Genomic DNA, 17,596 nt, shown 5'->3' with positions numbered 1-17,596 from the left:
ACACAAGGCCGCTCTCACAGGGACCGCGTAACCCGATGGCTAGTGCGGTTCCTGTGGGAGCGGCCTTGTGTAGCGAAAGGGCCGCAAAGCGGCCCCCGGATTTTGCAGGATTCTACCAGAACAACAGAAAGGTTTCAGTGCCCGCCGCCGGCGCAAACGGGCGAGGCCGGTGCAACGCCGACCTTGGCCCACTCTTCGGCGGTGTAGGTATGGATGGCCAGGGCGTGGATCTCGCCCATCAGCTCACCCATGGTGGCGTACACCTTCTGGTGGCGCTTGACGCTGTTCAACCCGGCAAACTGCTCGCTGACGATCACCGCCTTGTAGTGGGTCTCCTGACCACGACTGTGCATGTGACTTTCGTTGAGCACTTCCAGATGTTGCGGCGCCAGGGCGGCCAGTTGCTGTTCGATTCGTTGTTGCATGGTCATTGCGGCGTACTCACTTCTTCGCTGGGGCGGCGGCCTTGCCTGCGTTCGGGTCCAGCTCTTTGGTCATGTCTTCCAGCAGCTTGTTCACCACCGGTACTGCTGGCTCCAGGCTCTGCTGGGTCAGCTGCGCCGACTGCTGAGTGACCTTGGGCATTTCACGCAGCACTTTCTTGCCCAGCGGCGATTCGTAGAACTTCACCAGGTCCTTCAGCTCCTGCTCGGTGAAGGTGCGGGTGTACAGGTCGACCATCTTCGGCTTCAGCTTTTTCCAGCCGATGGCGTTGTCCAGCGCGGCATTGGCCTTGGCCTGGTAGCTTTCCAGTACGGGCTGCTTGGCGGACGGGGCTTTGGTCTGGGCGAAACGCTGGGCGAACATCTGCTGCACTTGCATGTACACCGGGGTGCCCAGCTTGTCGGCGTTGGCCAGGGTCAGGAATTTCTCGGCAGCAGCGTTGTGGCTGGCGGTGGCAGCGAGTACCTGGCCGCTGGCGCAAGCCAGGGCAACGGCAGCACAAAGGACACGGAGACGGGTCATTGCATTTCCTTCAAAGAGAGGGTGGCGGGCACCTCAGGGTAGAGCATTCTGCGCCGTGGTGGCGAAGTGCTCAAGTGGCACGACGAGCGACGGAACCGCTCGGTCGAATCAGGGCCTAAACTGCGATTTCGAACTACACAGGAGTGAGTACAGAATGAGCCGTATCGAGACAGACAGCCTGGGCCCGGTCGAAGTTCCGGAGGACGCCTACTGGGGTGCGCAGACCCAGCGTTCGCTGATCAACTTCGCCATTGGCAAGGAACGCATGCCCCTCGCGGTATTGCACGCCCTGGCACTGATCAAGAAGGCCGCTGCGCGCGTCAACGACCGCAATGGCGACCTGCCGGCCGACATCGCCCGGCTGATCGAACAGGCCGCCGATGAAGTGCTGGATGGCCAGCACGACGATCAGTTCCCGCTCGTCGTCTGGCAGACGGGCAGCGGCACCCAGAGCAACATGAACGTCAACGAGGTGATCGCCGGGCGCGCCAACGAACTGGCCGGCAAAGGCCGTGGCGGCAAGGCGCCAGTACATCCCAATGACCACGTCAACCGCTCGCAGAGCTCCAACGACTGCTTCCCCACCGCCATGCACATTGCGGCAGCCCTGGCGGTGCATGAAAAGCTGCTGCCGGCCGTCACCGAATTGTCTTCGGGACTGGCCGAGCTGTCGATGCGTCACCACAAGCTGGTGAAAACCGGCCGCACGCACATGATGGACGCCACGCCGATTACCTTCGGCCAGGAAGTGTCGGCCTTCGTCGCCCAGCTCGATTACGCCCAGCGCGCCATACGCGCCACCCTGCCGGCGGTGTGCGAACTGGCTCAGGGCGGTACTGCCGTGGGTACCGGGCTCAACGCCCCGCAGGGTTTTGCTGAAGCCATCGCTGCCGAGTTGGCGGCGCTGTCCGGCCTGCCGCTCATCACCGCGCCCAACAAGTTCGCCGCCCTCGCCGGCCACGAACCGCTGACCAGCCTGGCGGGGGCCCTGAAGACCCTGGCCGTGGCCCTGATGAAAATCGCCAACGACCTGCGCCTGCTGGGATCCGGTCCGCGCGCCGGGCTGGCCGAGGTGCGCCTGCCCGCCAACGAGCCGGGCAGCTCGATCATGCCGGGCAAGGTCAACCCCACCCAGTGCGAGGCGCTGTCGATGCTGGCCTGCCAGGTACTGGGCAACGACGCGGCCATCGGCTTTGCCGCCAGCCAGGGGCATTTGCAGCTGAATGTGTTCAAGCCGGTGATCATCCATAACCTGCTGCAGTCCATCGAGTTGCTGGCCGATGGTTGCCGCAACTTCCAGCAGCATTGCGTGGCGGGTATCGAGCCGGATGCCGAGCAGATGGCCGCGCACCTGGAGCGCGGGTTGATGCTGGTGACCGCGCTGAACCCGCATATTGGTTATGACAAGGCGGCGGAAATTGCCAAGAAGGCTTACAGCGAGGGCAAGACCTTGCGCGAGGCGGCCTTGGCGTTGAAGTACCTGACCAATGAGCAGTTCGACCAGTGGGTGCGGCCGGAGAACATGCTGGCGCCGGGGGGCAAGGGCTGACTGCTCTGTAGCCTGTACCGGCCCTTTCGCGGGTAAACCCGCTCCTACACCGAGAGGCGATCCATTGTAGGAGCGGGTTTACCCGCGAAAGGGCCGGTACAGGCAATCGACAGACCTAGGCCAACCGCGCCCTGCGGGCCCGCCAACCCGCCACCAGCGAGGGCCCCAGCGCTACCAGCGCCGAACCGAACACCACCGTGACCGCCCCCACATAGCCCAGGGCGTTGATGTCCTCGGCATGCACATAGTCAGGCCACACCCATGCTGCCAGCGCCACCGCAACGAAGGTCACCAACGGGGTCAGCGCCAGCGTGGCACTTACCCGCGACGCCTCCCAGTGCGCCAGCGCTTCGGCGAACGCGCCGTACGCCACCAGGGTGTTCAGGCAACAGGCCAGCAGCAGCCAGCCTTGCACCGGGGTCAGTTGCAAGGCCTCCAGCGGGTGCACCCAAGGGGTCAGCAACCCAGCGCAGCTGAGGTAGATCACCATCATCACCTGCTGCGAGTGCCACACGGTCAGCAACTGCTTCTGGCTCAGGGCGTAGAACACCCAGATGCTGGTCGCCAGCAAGATGGTCAACACGCCGGTAGTATAGGCACCCAGTGAAGTCAGCAGCTCTTCCAGGCGCTGGTTGAAGAACAGGCCAAACCCTGCCAGCAGCACCAACAGCCCCATGCCCTGCCCCACACTGAAGCGCTCGCGGAACACGAACACGCTGGCCACCAGCAACAGCACCGGGCCGATCTGTACCACCAGTTGTGCGGTGCCCGGGCTAAGCAGTTTGAGACCGATCAGGTAGAGCACGTAGTTGCCCATCAGGCCGAGCACCGCAACCAGCACCAGGCCCTTGCCCCTGGGCGCCAGCTTGCGGATGGACGGCAATCGCCGCTGAGCCGCCAGCCAGGCGAACAGCAGGCCGCCGGAGACCAGCAGCCGGTACCAGGTGACAGTGATCGGGTCGACCACTTGCAGTACCTGCTTGAGCTTGATCGGCAGGATGCCCCAGAGCAGCGCTGTCAGAAGTGCCAGGAACAGCCCATAGCCCCAGCGGCCAGAAGTGGTGTGCATAAAATCCTCGATCAAGCCCGTAGTGGGGGTTGTTGAATTCTACGGGGTTGGAGGACGGGGACGGTGGAGAGTGCCGAGAAAAGAATTCATCAGGTCATTCTTTTGGGGCATGGCTGGGGGGAGGTGTTGCCTGTGCTGGCCTCTTCGCGGGTAAACCCGCTCCTACGGGAGCGTGAGCTGCGCCCCGGTGTTGGATTTTTTGTCCAACATCCGGGGCGCAGCTCAGCACGCGATCCCCGGTAGGAGCGGGTTTACCCGCGAAGAGGCCAGAACAGGCAACCTGACCTTCGGCTATTTCTTGTGCTTGGCAAACGCCGCCTCAAGCGCCTCGTTGATGGTGCGCACCACCTTCACCCGCGCCCAGCGCTTGTCATTGGCTTCCACCAGCGTCCATGGGGCAATCTCGTTGCTGGTGCGGTCGACCATGTCGCCCACAGCCTGGGAGTATTCGTCCCACTTGTCGCGGTTGCGCCAGTCATCCTCGGTGATCTTGTAGCGTTTGAACGGAATCTGCTCACGCTCTTCGAAACGCTCCAGTTGGGTTTGCTGATCGATCGCCAGCCAGAACTTCACCACCACCACGCCCGCATCCACCAACTGCTCTTCAAAGTCGTTGATCTCGCTGTAGGCACGCATCCAGTCGGCCGGGCTGCAGAAGCCTTCCACCCGCTCCACCAGCACCCGGCCATACCAGGAGCGGTCGAAGATGGTGAACTTGCCACGTGCCGGGATGTGCCGCCAGAACCGCCACAGGTAGGGCTGGGCGCGCTCTTCTTCAGTGGGTGCGGCAATCGGCACGATGCGGTACTGACGCGGATCCAGCGCCGCCGCCACGCGACGGATGGCGCCCCCCTTGCCGGCGGCGTCGTTGCCTTCGAACACCGCCACCAGCGCGTGCCGGCGCATGCGCTTGTCACGCAGCAGGCCGGCCAGGCGGGCCTGTTCGGTGATCAACTGTTCCTGGTAGTCGGCCTTGTCCAGCCGCAACGTCATGTCCAGGGCGCCAAGCAGGCTGCGGTCGTCGATGCTATGGCTCAATGGGGCCACGTTGCCCTGGTGCTTGCCCTTGGGGTTATTGGCCAGCGCGGCCTGCAGGCTTTCCAGCAGAATGCGCCCCACCGCCAGGCTGCGGTAATTCGGGTCTACCCCCTCGATGATGTGCCATGGCGCATAGTCGCGGCTGGTGCAGCGCAGCACGCGCTCACCGAAGCGCACGAAACGGTCGTAGGTTTGCGATTGCTGCCAATCCAGCGGGCTGATCTTCCAGCTGTGCAGCGGGTCGTCCTTGAGCGATTTCAGCCTCGCCTTCATCTGCTTCTTGGACAGGTGGAACCAGAACTTGATGATCAGCGCACCTTCATCGCAAAGCATCTCCTCCAGGCGTTCGGCACCGGTAATGGCCTGATCGAGGACGGCATCCTTGAACACCCCGTGCACACGCCCCTGCAGCATCTGGCTGTACCAGTTGCCAAAGAACACCCCCATCCGCCCCTTGGGCGGCAAGGCCCGCCAGTAACGCCAGGCGGGCGGGCGGGCCAGCTCTTCGTCGGTCTGCTGGTCGAAGGTGAGCACATCGATCATGCGCGGGTCCATCCACTCGTTGAGCAGTTTTACCGTCTCACCCTTGCCGGCGCCTTCAATGCCGTTGATCAGCACGATCACCGGAAAACGCGCTTGCTGCTTGAGTTCGTACTGGGCTTCGAGCAGGGCCTCGCGTAAAGCGGGTACCTCGGCGTCGTAAGCCTCCTTGTCGATGCTGTGGCCGATTTCGGCAGATTCGAACATGCACTGGCTCCTTCAATGGATAAGCAAGACTAGCGGATTTCATTTCTGCCTGTACGGGCCTCTTCACGAATGAACGCGCTCCCACAGCTCATCCGGATGGCATAAAATCCCGCCATCCGCTGCAACCGAGCCAACCATGCCCACCCTCCTCCAGCACGCCCAGATCGACTGGGATGAACAGGGCCGCCCCCATTCGCGGCACTATGACGACGTCTATTTCGCAGTCAACGAAGGCATCGAAGAAACCAAGCACGTGTTTCTCGGCCAGACCCGCCTGGCCGAACGTTTTGCAAACCTGGCGCCGCATGCTTGTACGGTGATCGGCGAAACCGGCTTTGGCACCGGCATGAATTTTTTCTGCGCCTGGCAGCTGTTTGACCAGCACGCACACAGCGACGCGCGCCTGCACTTCGTCAGCGTCGAAAAGTACCCCCTCGGCCACGCCGACATGGCCCGCGCAGTGAGCTTGTGGCCTGAACTGGCCGCCTATACCGAGCCGCTGCTGGAGCAGTACGTGGCGGTGCACCCGGGCTTTCAGCAGTTCACCTTCGCCGATGGCAGGGTCACCCTGACCCTGTTGATAGGCGATGTGCTGGAACAGCTGCCGCAGCTCGACGCGCAGGTCGATGTGTGGTTCCTCGACGGCTTCGCCCCCGCCAAGAACCCCGACATGTGGACCCCGGCGCTGTTTGCGCAACTGGCGCGGCTATCGCATCCGGACACGGTGCTGGGCACCTTCACCACCACCGGCTGGGTACGCCGCAGCCTGGTCGAAGCCGGCTTCGCCATGAAAAAGGTGCCTGGCATCGGCAAGAAGTGGGAAGTGATGAGCGGCGCCTACGTCGGCCCCCTGCCCGGCCCACACGCGCCGTGGTACGCACGCCCCGCTGCTGCACAGGGGCCGCGCGAGGCGCTGGTGATCGGTGCCGGTCTTGCCGGCAGCAGCAGCGCCGCCAGCCTGGCCCGGCGTGGCTGGCAGGTTACCGTGCTGGAGCGCCACGAAGCCCCAGCCCAGGAAGCTTCGGGCAACCCGCAAGGGGTGCTGTACCTCAAGCTGTCTGCCCATGGCACCGCGCTGTCGCAGATGATCCTGTCCGGGTTCGGCTACACCCGGCGCCAGCTGCAGCGCTTGCAGCGTGGCCGTGACTGGGATGCCTGCGGGGTGCTGCAACTGGCCTTCGACAGCAAGGAGGCCGAACGCCAGGGCAAGCTGGCTGCCGCCTTCGACCGCGGCTTGCTGCACCCGCTGGAGCGCACCGAGGCCGAAGCCATCGCCGGCGTGGCGTTGCCTGGCGGCGGGTTGTTCTACCCCGAAGGTGGCTGGGTGCACCCGCCGGCACTGTGTCAGCAGCAGTTGCAGCACCCAGGTATTCACCTGGTGACCCACCAGGAAGTGCTCGAACTGCGCAAAGTGGGTGAACAGTGGCAGGCCTGGGCTGGAGACCAGCTGTTAGCCAGCGCTCCAGTGGTGGTCCTGGCCGGTGCAGCGGATGTGCGGCGCTTCGCCCCTTGCGCGCAGTTACCACTCAAGCGCATCCGTGGGCAGATCACCCGCTTGCCGGCCACCGCCAGCAGCCAGGCACTGCGTACCGTGGTGTGCGCGGAAGGCTATGTGGCACCGCCGCGCGAGGGTGAACATACACTGGGGGCAAGTTTTGACTTCCACAGTGAGGACCTTGCGCCGACGCTGGCCGAGCACCAGGGCAACCTGGCACTGCTGGACGAAATTTCCGTCGATCTGGCGCAGCGGCTGGGCGTGGCTAAACTGGACGCTGAGCAACTGCAGGGGCGTGCAGCGTTCCGTTGCACCAGCCCGGATTACCTGCCGATCGTCGGGCCGGTCGCCGACGGGCAGGCGTTTGCCGAAGCCTACGCAGTGCTGGGCCGTGATGCACGGCAGGTACCGGATGTGCCCTGCCCTTGGTTGGGCGGGTTGTATGTGAACAGCGGGCACGGCTCACGCGGGTTGATCACGGCGCCGTTGAGTGGCGAGCTGGTGGCGGCCTGGGTATGTGGGGAACCGCTGCCATTGCCGCGGGCGGTGGTGGAGGCCTGCCATCCGAACCGGTTTGGGTTGCGCCGGTTGATTCGAGGGACGTGATAGCATCAAGCTGTATGCCCATCCACTTATAACCAAAAGGTCTAAAACTCTCAAAAAGCAAACATGTCAGTTCATTAAGGTGCCCTAATCCGGGGCATCACCTCCCCAACGGAAAAACCGGTAAGGACTTATGTGCGGATTAGCAGGAGAATTGCGTTTCACCCCCATCGACCAAGCCCCTCGCCCAGCCGACCTGGCTGCGGTAGAGCGCATTACCCATCACCTGGCCCCGCGTGGCCCGGATGCCTGGGGCTTCCATAGCCAGGGCCCGATCGCCCTGGGCCACCGGCGTCTGAAGATCATGGACCTGTCCGACGGCTCGGCGCAGCCGATGGTCGACAACACCCTGGGCCTGTCGTTGGCCTTCAACGGTGCCATCTACAACTTCCCCGAACTGCGCGAGGAACTGCAGGCGCTGGGCTACAGCTTCTGGTCCGACGGCGACACCGAGGTGCTGCTCAAGGGCTACCACGCCTGGGGCGCGGCCCTGCTGCCCAAGCTCAACGGCATGTTTGCCCTGGCCATCTGGGAGCGCGACAACCAGCGCCTGTTCCTGGCCCGCGACCGCCTCGGCGTCAAACCCCTGTACCTGTCGCGCAACGGTGAGCGCCTGCGCTTTGCCTCGACCCTGCCGGCGCTGCTCAAGGGCGGCGACATCGACCCGATGCTCGACCCGGTGGCTCTCAACCACTACCTGAACTTCCATGCCGTGGTACCGGCACCGCGTACCCTGCTGGCCAACGTGCAGAAGCTGGAGCCTGGCACCTGGATGCGCATCGACCAGCATGGCGAAGTGGAACGCCAGGTCTGGTGGCAACTGCACTACGGCCCCCACCCCGACGAGCATGAACTGGACCTGGAAGGCTGGACCACCCGCGTGCTCGACGCTACCCGGGACGCCGTGGCCATCCGCCAACGGGCTGCTGTGGATGTTGGCGTGTTGCTGTCCGGCGGGGTCGATTCCAGCCTGCTGGTCGGCCTGCTGCGCGAAGTGGGGGTGGAAGACCTGTCGACCTTCTCCATCGGCTTCGAGGATGCCGGCGGAGAGCGCGGCGATGAGTTCCAGTACTCCGACCTGATCGCCAGGCACTACGGCACCCGCCATCACCAACTGCGCATTGCCGAACACGAGATCATCGACCAGTTGCCGGCTGCGTTCCGCGCCATGAGCGAGCCGATGGTCAGCCACGACTGCATCGCGTTCTACCTGCTGTCGCGGGAAGTGGCCAAGCACTGCAAGGGCGTACAGAGCGGCCAGGGTGCCGACGAACTGTTCGCCGGTTACCACTGGTACCCGCAGGTGGACGGCGCCGACGATGCCTATGCGGCCTATCGTGATGCGTTCTTCGACCGCAGCCACGCCGAGTACCGCGACACCGTGCAGGCCCCCTGGCTGCTGGAAACCGATGCCGCCGGCGACTTCGTACGCGAACACTTCGCGCGCCCGGGCGCACCGGCTGCCGTGGACAAGGCCCTGCGCCTGGACAGCACCGTGATGCTGGTCGACGACCCGGTCAAGCGGGTGGACAACATGACCATGGCCTGGGGCCTGGAGGCGCGCACGCCGTTCCTTGATTACCGCCTGGTGGAACTGTCGGCACGCATACCCGCACGCTTCAAGCTGCCCGACGGCGGCAAGCAGGTGCTCAAGCAGGCGGCGCGACGGGTGATCCCGCATGAGGTGATCGACCGCAAGAAGGGTTACTTCCCGGTACCGGGCCTGAAGCATCTGGAAGGTGCCACCCTGGGCTGGGTACGTGAGCTGTTGACCGACCCCAGCCAGGACCGAGGGTTGTTCAACCCGGCCATGCTCGACCGCCTGCTGAGCAACCCGCACGGTCAACTGACGCCATTGCGCGGTTCCAAGCTGTGGCAACTGGCAGCGCTTAACCTGTGGTTGAGCGAACAAGGAATCTGACCGATGAAAGCCCATGAAATCGCTTATGGTCAGCGCCTGCTGCGCGGCCAGGCGCCGTCCTACGAGCGCCTGCAAGCGCGCCTGGCCGGCGACGGCAGCCAGCCCCACGACCAACCGCGTGCCGTGCACTGCGGCTGGGGCCGGCTGCTGATAGGCCACACCTACCCCGACCCGGTTTCCCTGGCCGAGGATTTGCTCGACGAGCACCCGGGCGAACGCGACATCGCCCTGTACGTGGCCGCACCGCAGCAGGTGCTGGCCCAGGCCCCACAGCAGCTGTTCCTCGACCCGTCCGACACCCTGCGCCTGTGGTTCACCGACTATCGCCCGGCGCAGCGGGTATTTCGCGGCTTTCGCGTGCGCCGGGCACAGAACCCCGCCGACTGGCAGGCGATCAACACCCTGTACCAGGCGCGCGGGATGCTCCCCGTCGACGCCGAACTGCTTACCCCCCGGCACTTGGGTGGCCCGGTGTACTGGCTGGCAGAGGACGAAGACAGCGGCTCGGTGATCGGCAGCGTCATGGGCCTGAACCACACCAAGGCGTTCGATGACCCCGAGCACGGCAGCAGCCTGTGGTGCCTGGCGGTGGACCCACACTGCACCCGCCCCGGCGTGGGCGAGGTGCTGGTGCGCCACCTGATCGAACACTTCATGAGCCGTGGCCTGGCCTACCTGGACCTGTCGGTGCTGCACGACAACCGCCAGGCCAAGCGCCTGTACCAGAAACTGGGTTTTCGCAACCTGTCCACCTTCGCCGTCAAGCGCAAGAACGGTATCAACGAGCAGCTGTTCCTCGGGCCCGGCCCGCAGGCCGACCTCAACCCCTACGCACGCATCATCGTTGACGAGGCCCTGCGCCGGGGCATCGAAGTGCAGGTGGACGACGCCGCTGGCGGCCTGTTCACCCTGAGCCTGGGCGGGCGGCGCATTCGCTGTCGGGAATCGCTCAGCGACCTGACCAGTGCCGTGACCATGACCCTGTGCCAGGACAAACGCCTGACCCAGCACGCCCTGCACAACGCCGGGCTGCAGGTGCCCGCGCAACAGCTGGCGGGCAATGCCGATGACAACCTGGCGTTTCTCGACGAGCATGGCGCGGTGGTGGTCAAGCCAGTCGATGGCGAGCAAGGCCAGGGGGTGGCGGTGAACCTGACCTGTATCGACGACATCACCCGTGCCGTGGCGCACGCCCGCCAGTTCGACAGCCGCGTGCTGCTGGAAAGCTTTCATGCCGGGTTCGACCTGCGCATCGTGGTGATCGGCTACGAGGTGGTGGCCGCCGCCATCCGTCACCCGGCGCAGGTGCTGGGCGACGGCAAACACAGCGTGCGCCAGTTGATCGAAGCCCAGAGCCGTCGCCGCCAGGCCGCCACAGGTGGCGAAAGCCGCATTCCGCTGGACGACGAAACCGAGCGCACCTTGCGCGCAGCGAGCGTTGGTTATGACGACGTGCTGCCAGCCGGCCAGCGCCTGGCCGTGCGACGTACGGCCAACCTGCACACCGGCGGCACCCTGGAAGACGTCACCGAACGCCTGCACCCGGTGCTGGCCGATGCTGCCGTGCGCGCGGCACGCGCATTGGAAATTCCGGTGGTGGGGCTGGACTTCATGGTGCGTGATGCCGGGCAGCCGGAGTACGTGATCATCGAGGCCAACGAACGTGCCGGCCTGGCCAACCATGAACCGCAGCCCACGGCCGAGCGTTTTATCGACCTGCTGTTTCCCCATAGCCGGCCTTTGGCGTAAACCCGTGCCGGCCTCTTCGCGGGCAAGCCCGCTCCCACAGGGATATCACCGCCCTTGAAGGTGGCGCTGTACCTGTAGGAGCGGGTTTACCCGCGAAGGCAGCGCTGTACCTGTAGGAGCGGGCTTGCCCGCGAAGGCAGCGCTGTACCTGTAGGAGCGGGCTTGCCCGCGAAGAGGCCAGCACAGGAGTAAAGGAGTCCCCAACATGTCCGAGCGACACCCCGAACCCGATCTCGACTACCTCAAGCGCGTGCTACTGGAAATGCTCGCCATCCCCAGCCCCACCGGCTTCACCGACACCATCGTGCGCTACGTGGCCGAACGCCTTGACGAACTGGGCATCCCCTTCGAGCTGACCCGCCGCGGCACCATTCGCGCCACCCTCAAAGGCCGGCAGGCCACCCCCGACCGCGCCGTCTCTGCCCACCTGGATACCATCGGCGCCAGCGTGCGCCAGTTGCAGGACAATGGCCGCCTGGCCCTGGCCCCCGTCGGCTGCTGGTCCAGCCGTTTTGCCGAAGGCAGCCGGGTTAGCGTGTTCACCGATACCGGGGTATTCCGTGGCAGCGTGCTGCCGCTGATGGCCAGCGGGCATGCCTTCAACACGGCCATCGACCAGATGCCGATCAGCTGGGATCACGTGGAAGTGCGCCTGGATGCCTACTGCGCCACGCGCGCCGACTGTGAGGCACTGGGCGTGAGCATTGGGGATTTCGTGGCCTTCGACCCCTTGCCCGAGTTCACCGAAAGCGGCCACATCAGCGCCCGTCACCTGGACGACAAGGCTGGCGTGGCCGCATTGCTGGCGGCATTGAAGGCGGTGGTGGAAAGCGGTCGCCAGCCGCTGATCGACTGCCACCCGCTGTTCACCATCACCGAGGAGACCGGCTCGGGAGCAGCCGGCGCCCTGCCCTGGGACGTCAGCGAGTTCGTCGGCATCGACATCGCCCCGGTGGCGCCTGGGCAGGCTTCCAGCGAGCATGCGGTCAGTGTGGCCATGCAGGACTCGTCGGGGCCTTACGACTACCACCTGTCCCGGCACCTGCTGAAACTGGCCGGTGACCACGACTTGCCGGTGCGGCGCGACCTGTTCCGCTATTACTTCAGCGATGCCCATTCGGCGGTGACTGCCGGGCACGACATTCGTACCGCGCTGGTGGCCTTTGGTTGCGATGCCACCCATGGTTACGAACGCACCCATATCGACAGCCTGGCAGCGCTGAGCCGGTTGTTGTCAGCCTACCTGCTGAGCCCGCCAGTGTTTGCCAGCGACTCGCAGCCGGCCAATGCATCGCTCGAGCGCTTCAGCCACCAACTGGAGCATGATGCGCAGATGGAAAGCGACACGCGGGTACCGGCGGTGGACAGCCTGATCGGAAACAAAGGCTAAACGCCCACGGGGCTGCAAAGCGGCCCCTACACCTCGAATGTTTCGCGTAGCATGCCCATACCTATTTCAGACACCACCCGACCATGCTGATCCCCTACGACCAATTGCAAGCCGAAACCCTGACCCGCCTGATCGAGGACTTCGTCACCCGCGACGGCACTGACAACGGCGACGACACCCCGCTGGAAACCCGCGTGCTGCGGGTACGCCAGGCGTTGGCCAAAGGCCAGGCTTTCATCCTTTTCGACCTGGAAAGCCAGCAATGCCAGTTGCTGGCCAAGCATGATGTGCCCCGCGAGCTGCTCGAATAGCAGGCAAGGCCTGTTCAGGCCTTGCTCTGCTTGGACGCCTTGATGCGCTTGTGAACTTCGGCTCGATGCACCGGCACCTCACGCGGAGCATCCACACCAAAGCGCACCACGCCGTCCCGGGTCTCCACCACGACGATCCGGATATCATCGCCAATCATGATGACCTCCCCCACTTCGCGCCCAATTACCAGCATGTTCCGATCCTCCTGCGAAAGGGAAAACCGGAGCCTGCCCCGTAGGTATTCAGCTACTCAATAGCTCCACTGCGATTCAGAAGCCCCTTACGCTTTTGAGTAACTTCTCCTACAGACCAATCATCGCGACTGGGCTTTTGCCCGCATTTTCACTGCCATTTCGGCCATCTCGTCATACAGCCGCTCAGGGGCCTGGCGTTTCAGTTGCCAGGCCTGGCGCCCTGCCTCATGGGGCAGGATGAGGAACTCGCCTGCAGCGACCTGCTGATGGATATAATCGGCAATGTCCGCCGCACTGATCGGCGAACCTTCAAGCAGCTTGCCAACCTGTGCCTTCATCGCCGGGTTCGGCCCGCGGAACGAGTCCAGCAGGTTGGTCTGGAAGAACGACGGGCACACCACGTGCACCGCCACCTCAATCTGGCGCAACTCCACCAGCAGGCTTTCCGACAATGCCAGCACGCCGGCCTTGGCCACGTTGTAGTTGCTCATGCCCGGGCCCTGCATCAGTGCAGCCATCGAGGCGATGTTGATAATGCGCCCCTTGCTGCGCTCCAGCAGCGGCAGGAACGCCTTGCAACCCTTGACCACGCCCATCAGATTGACGGCGATCTGCCAGTCCCAGTCTTCCAGCGACAGCTCGGCGAAGAACCCGCCCGAAGCGATGCCGGCGTTGTTGACGATCACATCGACCCCACCAAACTTCTCTTCGCAGGCCTGGGCAAGGGCCGTCAGCTGGCTATAGTCGCGCACATCGCAGCGCTGGACGAAGCCGTCGCCACCGGCCTGGTGAACCTGCTCCAGCGTTTCGCGCAAGCCGGTTTCGTTGACATCGGCCAGTGCCAGGCGCCAGCCCTCACGCGCCCAGCGCAGGGCGATCTCGCGGCCGAGGCCAGACCCGGCGCCGGTGATCATGATGCGTTTTTGCATGGTCGCAGGCCTTGTTCTGACAAGTAGTCCGGTGAGTCTAATCAAGGCGTCGCCATCCGGCAGGATTCATCAGGGTAGTGAATGGGCGGGCATGACCGGGTAGGCGGCTGCACGGGGATGGAATCTTTACCAACCCGCACCGGTCCGAATTATCGAGAGGCCAGCATTCTCAGGCTCTTGCCCCCTAATCACGCAAGGACTTTGACATGACCACGATCCTTATCATCATCCTGATTCTGCTGCTGATCGGTGGCTTACCGGTCTTCCCCCACTCGCGCAGCTGGGGCTATGGCCCTTCCGGCATAATCGGCGTGGTGTTGGTGATTCTGCTGGTACTACTGTTGCTTGGGATGATATGACGCGCTGCGGACAGCCACTTCAGACAATCACTTGAGGCGAATGGCAAGCGAGTCACCTGCATAAAATAAAAAACGCCCCGACTGGCGGGGCGTTTTTCAGTGCAGGTTAATGACGTTAGTGCGAGACCGCCCCGCTGGCACCCAGGCCAGTCTGTGAACGCACGAACTGCGGGAAGAACAGCGCGCGCTCATCCTCAGCCGCCTTGGACTTGTCGGTGACCGAGAAGAACCAGATGCTGACGAAGGCAATGGCCATCGAGAACAGCGCCGGGTACTCGTACGGGTAGATTGGCTTCTCGTGGCCGAGAATCTGTACCCAGATGGTCGGGCCAAGGATCATCAGCGTCACCGCACTCACCAGGCCCAGCCAGCCGCCGATCATGGCGCCGCGGGTGGTCAGCTTCTTCCAGTACATCGAAAGCAGCAGTACCGGGAAGTTGCAGCTGGCCGCAATGGAGAACGCCAGGCCGACCATGAAGGCGATGTTCTGCTTCTCGAACAGAATCCCCAGGCCGATCGCCAGCACACCCAGGGCGACAGTGGTGATCTTCGATACGCGGATCTCGTCCTTGTCGTTGGCTTTGCCCTTGCGCCAGACGCTGGCGTACAGGTCGTGGGACACCGCCGAGGCACCGGCCAGGGTCAGGCCAGCCACCACCGCCAGGATGGTGGCGAAGGCCACCGCCGAGATGAAGCCGAGGAACACACTGCCACCCACCGCATTGGCCAGGTGCACCGCGGCCATGTTGTTGCCGCCCAGCAGGGCGCCTGCGGCGTCCTTGAAGTCCGGGTTGGTGCTGACCAGCAGGATCGCGCCAAAGCCGATGATGAAGGTGAGGATGTAGAAGTAGCCGATGAAGCCTGTGGCGTACAGCACGCTCTTGCGCGCTTCCTTGGCGTCACTGACGGTGAAGAAGCGCATCAGGATGTGCGGCAGGCCGGCAGTACCGAACATCAGTGCCAGGCCCAGGGAGAACGCCGAGATCGGGTCCTTGACCAGGCCGCCGGGGCTCATGATCGCCTCACCCTTGGCGTGTACCTTGATCGCTTCGGTGAACAGCGTGTTGAAGTCAAAGCCCACGTGCTTCATCACCATCAGCGCCATGAAACTGGCACCGGACAGCAGCAGCACAGCCTTGATGATCTGTACCCACGTGGTGGCCAGCATACCGCCGAACAGCACGTACAGGCACATCAGGATACCCACCAGAACCACTGCCACATGGTAGTCCAGGCCGAACAGCAGCTCGATCAGCTTGCCGGCACCGACCATTTGCGCGATCAGGTAGAACGCCACCACCACCAGCGAACCGGAGGCAGACAGGGTGCGGATTTCCTTTTGCCCGAGGCGGTACGAGGCCACGTCGGCGAAGGTGTACTTGCCCAGGTTGCGCAAGCGTTCGGCAATCAGGAAAAGAATGATCGGCCAGCCGACCAGGAAGCCGATCGAGTAGATCAGGCCGTCGTAACCAGAGGTGAACACCAGTGCGGAAATACCCAGGAACGAGGCGGCTGACATGTAGTCGCCAGCAATCGCCAGACCGTTCTGGAAGCCGGTGATCTTGCCGCCGGCAGCGTAATAGTCCGATGCCGACTTGTTGCGTTTGGAGGCCCAGTAGGTGATGCCGAGCGTGAAGGCGACGAAGGCCACGAACATGGCGATGGCGGAAACGTTCAGCGGTTGTTTCTGCACCTCGCCGGTCAGGGCATCGGCGGCCCACACGGCGGGTGCAAAAGCTCCGCAGGCCAGTACGGCCAGGGCTTTGACAGGGCGAATCATTGTTGCGCCTCCTTCAGGATTTCCTTGTTCAGCTCATCGAATTCGCCGTTGGCGCGGCGCACGTAGATGGCGGTCAGGACGAATGCCGAAACGATCAGACCGACGCCCAGGGGAATGCCCCAGGTAATCGATGACTCAGGGCTGAGCTTGGCGCCCAGCACATGGGGACCGTAGGCGATCAGGAGGATGAAGGCGCAATACAGGCCGAGCATGATCGCCGAGAGAATCCAGGCGAACCGCTCGCGTTTGGTGACCAGCTCCTTGAAACGGGGGCTGTTTTGTATCGAGAGGTAAATGCTGTCGTTCATTGTTTTTGTCCTAGCAGCACAGATACGGGATGGAACCCACGCCCTTACTTTATGCTGCCGATGGACGCCAACCAGACGACCTTAGTCTTAGATGCAACGGTGTTTTACCGATTGCGTAACAACGTGAAAACCTGTTCGCGGGTAAACCCGCTCCTACAAGGGCTTGCACAGGCCTGTAGGAGCGGGTTTACCCGCGAAGAAACAACATTGGCCCTGGAAGGCTTTTACTTGCCAGTCCACTCCTTCACACGATCAGGGTGCTTGGCTACCCAGTCCTTGGCCGCCGCTTCAGGCTTGGCCCCTTCCTGGATCGCCAGCATCACCTCGCCAATCTCGTCCTTGGACTGCCAGTTGAACTTCTTCAGGAACTCCGCCACTTCCGGTGCCTTGGCTGCCAGTTCCTTGCTGCCGATGCTGTTCACGGTTTCTGCCGCGCCATACACGCCTTTCGGGTCTTCGAGGAACTTCAGCTTCCACTTGGCGAACATCCAGTGCGGAACCCAACCGGTCACCGCAATCGACTGCTGCTTGGCATAGGCACGGCCCAGCTCCGCAGTCATCGCCGCGCCCGAGCTGGCCTGCAACTTGTAACCCGTCAGGTCATAGTCCTTGATCGCCTGGTCGGTCTTGAGCATCACACCGGAGCCTGCGTCGATGCCGACAATTCTGTCCTTGAAGGTATTGTCGGTCTTGAGGTCGGCGATGCTCACTGCCTTGACGTATTCGGGGACGATCAGGCCGATCTTGGCGTCCTTGAAGTTAGGGCCGTAGTCGACCACGTTGTCCTTGTTCTTGGCCCAGTACTCACCATGGGTCACCGGCAACCAGGCCGACAACATGGCATCGAGTTTTCCAGTTGCCACACCCTGCCACATGATCCCCGTGGCCACGGCCTGCAACTTCACGTCGTAGCCGAGTTTTTGCTTGATTACTTCGGCGGCCACGTTGGTGGTCGCCACGCTGTCGGCCCAACCATCCACGTAACCAATGCTTACTTCTTTGGCCATAGCCTGTGCAGCGCTCATGGCCATTACCAGGGCGGTGCCCACACCCAGTAAACGTCGCATTTTCTTCAAAGTTGCCATCAAAGCATCCCCTCGTCAGGTCTTGGAGATTGCATCATCGTCCTGCAACACAAGTCGACCTGATCCAGCTGCGACCTATACCCGCCCCATATGCGACAGCAC

16 protein-coding genes are annotated in these 17,596 nt (G+C 63.4%); 7 read left to right on the top strand and 9 right to left on the bottom strand.

From position 1 onward, the window contains the following. Positions 1–134: 134 nt before the first annotated feature. Entirely contained in the window at positions 135–431 is a 297-nt protein-coding gene (locus ACYCCG_RS16385; RefSeq protein ID WP_010952797.1) for a BolA family protein, read from the bottom strand. A 10-nt stretch (positions 432–441) separates the two neighbouring features. Then, positions 442–966 carry a DUF2059 domain-containing protein gene (locus ACYCCG_RS16380; protein ID WP_176685042.1) on the bottom strand — a complete coding sequence of 175 codons (525 nt, stop codon included), beginning with the start codon at positions 964–966 and terminating at the stop codon, positions 442–444. A 154-nt stretch (positions 967–1,120) separates the two neighbouring features. On the opposite strand from ACYCCG_RS16380, the gene ACYCCG_RS16375 reads away from it, so the two are divergent. Then, on the top strand, positions 1,121–2,515 hold the full coding sequence (locus tag ACYCCG_RS16375) for a class II fumarate hydratase (RefSeq protein WP_209964147.1): 1,395 nt from the start codon (positions 1,121–1,123) through the stop codon (positions 2,513–2,515). Between the two features lie 115 nt (positions 2,516–2,630). Here the strand turns inward: ACYCCG_RS16375 and ACYCCG_RS16370 are convergent, their stop codons facing one another. Together ACYCCG_RS16370 and pap are read right to left on the bottom strand one after the other, a co-directional pair. Continuing rightward, positions 2,631–3,584 (bottom strand): DMT family transporter, encoded by a 954-nt coding sequence (locus ACYCCG_RS16370; protein ID WP_339444558.1) that lies wholly within the window; start codon positions 3,582–3,584, stop codon positions 2,631–2,633. Positions 3,585–3,875: 291 nt separating this feature from the next. Beyond that, a complete protein-coding gene (pap, locus tag ACYCCG_RS16365; protein ID WP_339535333.1) occupies positions 3,876–5,369 on the bottom strand; it encodes a polyphosphate:AMP phosphotransferase in 1,494 nt (497 codons plus the stop codon). Positions 5,370–5,505: 136 nt separating this feature from the next. Between pap and mnmC the strand changes: the two genes are divergently transcribed. The 5 genes from mnmC to ACYCCG_RS16340 all read left to right on the top strand — a co-directional run bounded on the left by mnmC (position 5,506) and on the right by ACYCCG_RS16340 (position 12,838). Beyond that, a complete protein-coding gene (gene mnmC / locus ACYCCG_RS16360) occupies positions 5,506–7,470 on the top strand; it encodes a bifunctional tRNA (5-methylaminomethyl-2-thiouridine)(34)-methyltransferase MnmD/FAD-dependent 5-carboxymethylaminomethyl-2-thiouridine(34) oxidoreductase MnmC (protein ID WP_459671147.1) in 1,965 nt (654 codons plus the stop codon). 130 nt (positions 7,471–7,600) lie between these two features. After that, positions 7,601–9,388: an N-acetylglutaminylglutamine amidotransferase gene (locus tag ACYCCG_RS16355; RefSeq protein WP_209964134.1), complete on the top strand. Its 1,788-nt coding sequence runs from the start codon at positions 7,601–7,603 to the stop codon at positions 9,386–9,388. 3 nt (positions 9,389–9,391) lie between these two features. Beyond that, positions 9,392–11,137, top strand: a complete 1,746-nt coding sequence (gene ngg, locus ACYCCG_RS16350; protein ID WP_459671145.1) for an N-acetylglutaminylglutamine synthetase — start codon at positions 9,392–9,394, stop codon at positions 11,135–11,137. 205 nt (positions 11,138–11,342) lie between these two features. Then, complete coding sequence (locus ACYCCG_RS16345; protein WP_176685034.1) at positions 11,343–12,527, top strand: osmoprotectant NAGGN system M42 family peptidase; 1,185 nt, start codon at positions 11,343–11,345, stop codon at positions 12,525–12,527. An 83-nt stretch (positions 12,528–12,610) separates the two neighbouring features. Next, positions 12,611–12,838: a YheU family protein gene (locus tag ACYCCG_RS16340; protein WP_004575803.1), complete on the top strand. Its 228-nt coding sequence runs from the start codon at positions 12,611–12,613 to the stop codon at positions 12,836–12,838. 14 nt (positions 12,839–12,852) lie between these two features. Here ACYCCG_RS16340 and csrA read toward each other — a convergent pair whose 3' ends face one another. After that, positions 12,853–13,032: a carbon storage regulator CsrA gene (gene csrA / locus ACYCCG_RS16335; RefSeq protein ID WP_176685033.1), complete on the bottom strand. Its 180-nt coding sequence runs from the start codon at positions 13,030–13,032 to the stop codon at positions 12,853–12,855. Positions 13,033–13,152: 120 nt separating this feature from the next. Beyond that, positions 13,153–13,962 carry an SDR family oxidoreductase gene (locus ACYCCG_RS16330; protein WP_252458988.1) on the bottom strand — a complete coding sequence of 270 codons (810 nt, stop codon included), beginning with the start codon at positions 13,960–13,962 and terminating at the stop codon, positions 13,153–13,155. A 206-nt stretch (positions 13,963–14,168) separates the two neighbouring features. Here ACYCCG_RS16330 and ACYCCG_RS16325 point away from each other — a divergent pair, with 206 nt between their 5' ends. Beyond that, complete coding sequence (locus tag ACYCCG_RS16325; protein ID WP_003252624.1) at positions 14,169–14,321, top strand: DUF3309 family protein; 153 nt, start codon at positions 14,169–14,171, stop codon at positions 14,319–14,321. 115 nt (positions 14,322–14,436) lie between these two features. On the opposite strand, the gene ACYCCG_RS16320 is transcribed toward ACYCCG_RS16325, so the two are convergent. The 3 genes from ACYCCG_RS16320 to ACYCCG_RS16310 all read right to left on the bottom strand — a co-directional run bounded on the left by ACYCCG_RS16320 (position 14,437) and on the right by ACYCCG_RS16310 (position 17,494). Beyond that, positions 14,437–16,101 carry a cation acetate symporter gene (locus ACYCCG_RS16320; RefSeq protein WP_176685031.1) on the bottom strand — a complete coding sequence of 555 codons (1,665 nt, stop codon included), beginning with the start codon at positions 16,099–16,101 and terminating at the stop codon, positions 14,437–14,439. Further along, positions 16,098–16,409: a DUF485 domain-containing protein gene (locus tag ACYCCG_RS16315; RefSeq protein WP_010952786.1), complete on the bottom strand. Its 312-nt coding sequence runs from the start codon at positions 16,407–16,409 to the stop codon at positions 16,098–16,100. The genes ACYCCG_RS16320 and ACYCCG_RS16315 overlap by 4 nt, the downstream gene beginning before the upstream one ends. A gap of 224 nt (positions 16,410–16,633) precedes the next feature. Continuing rightward, the gene (locus ACYCCG_RS16310; protein WP_176685030.1) at positions 16,634–17,494 is read right to left on the bottom strand and encodes a glycine betaine ABC transporter substrate-binding protein; all 861 of its coding nucleotides are present in this window, start codon (positions 17,492–17,494) and stop codon (positions 16,634–16,636) included. Positions 17,495–17,596 lie beyond the last annotated feature (102 nt).

This window comes from Pseudomonas sp. VEM90 (genome assembly GCF_054611535.1).
This window is presented reverse-complemented; position numbering and strand designations above follow the sequence as displayed.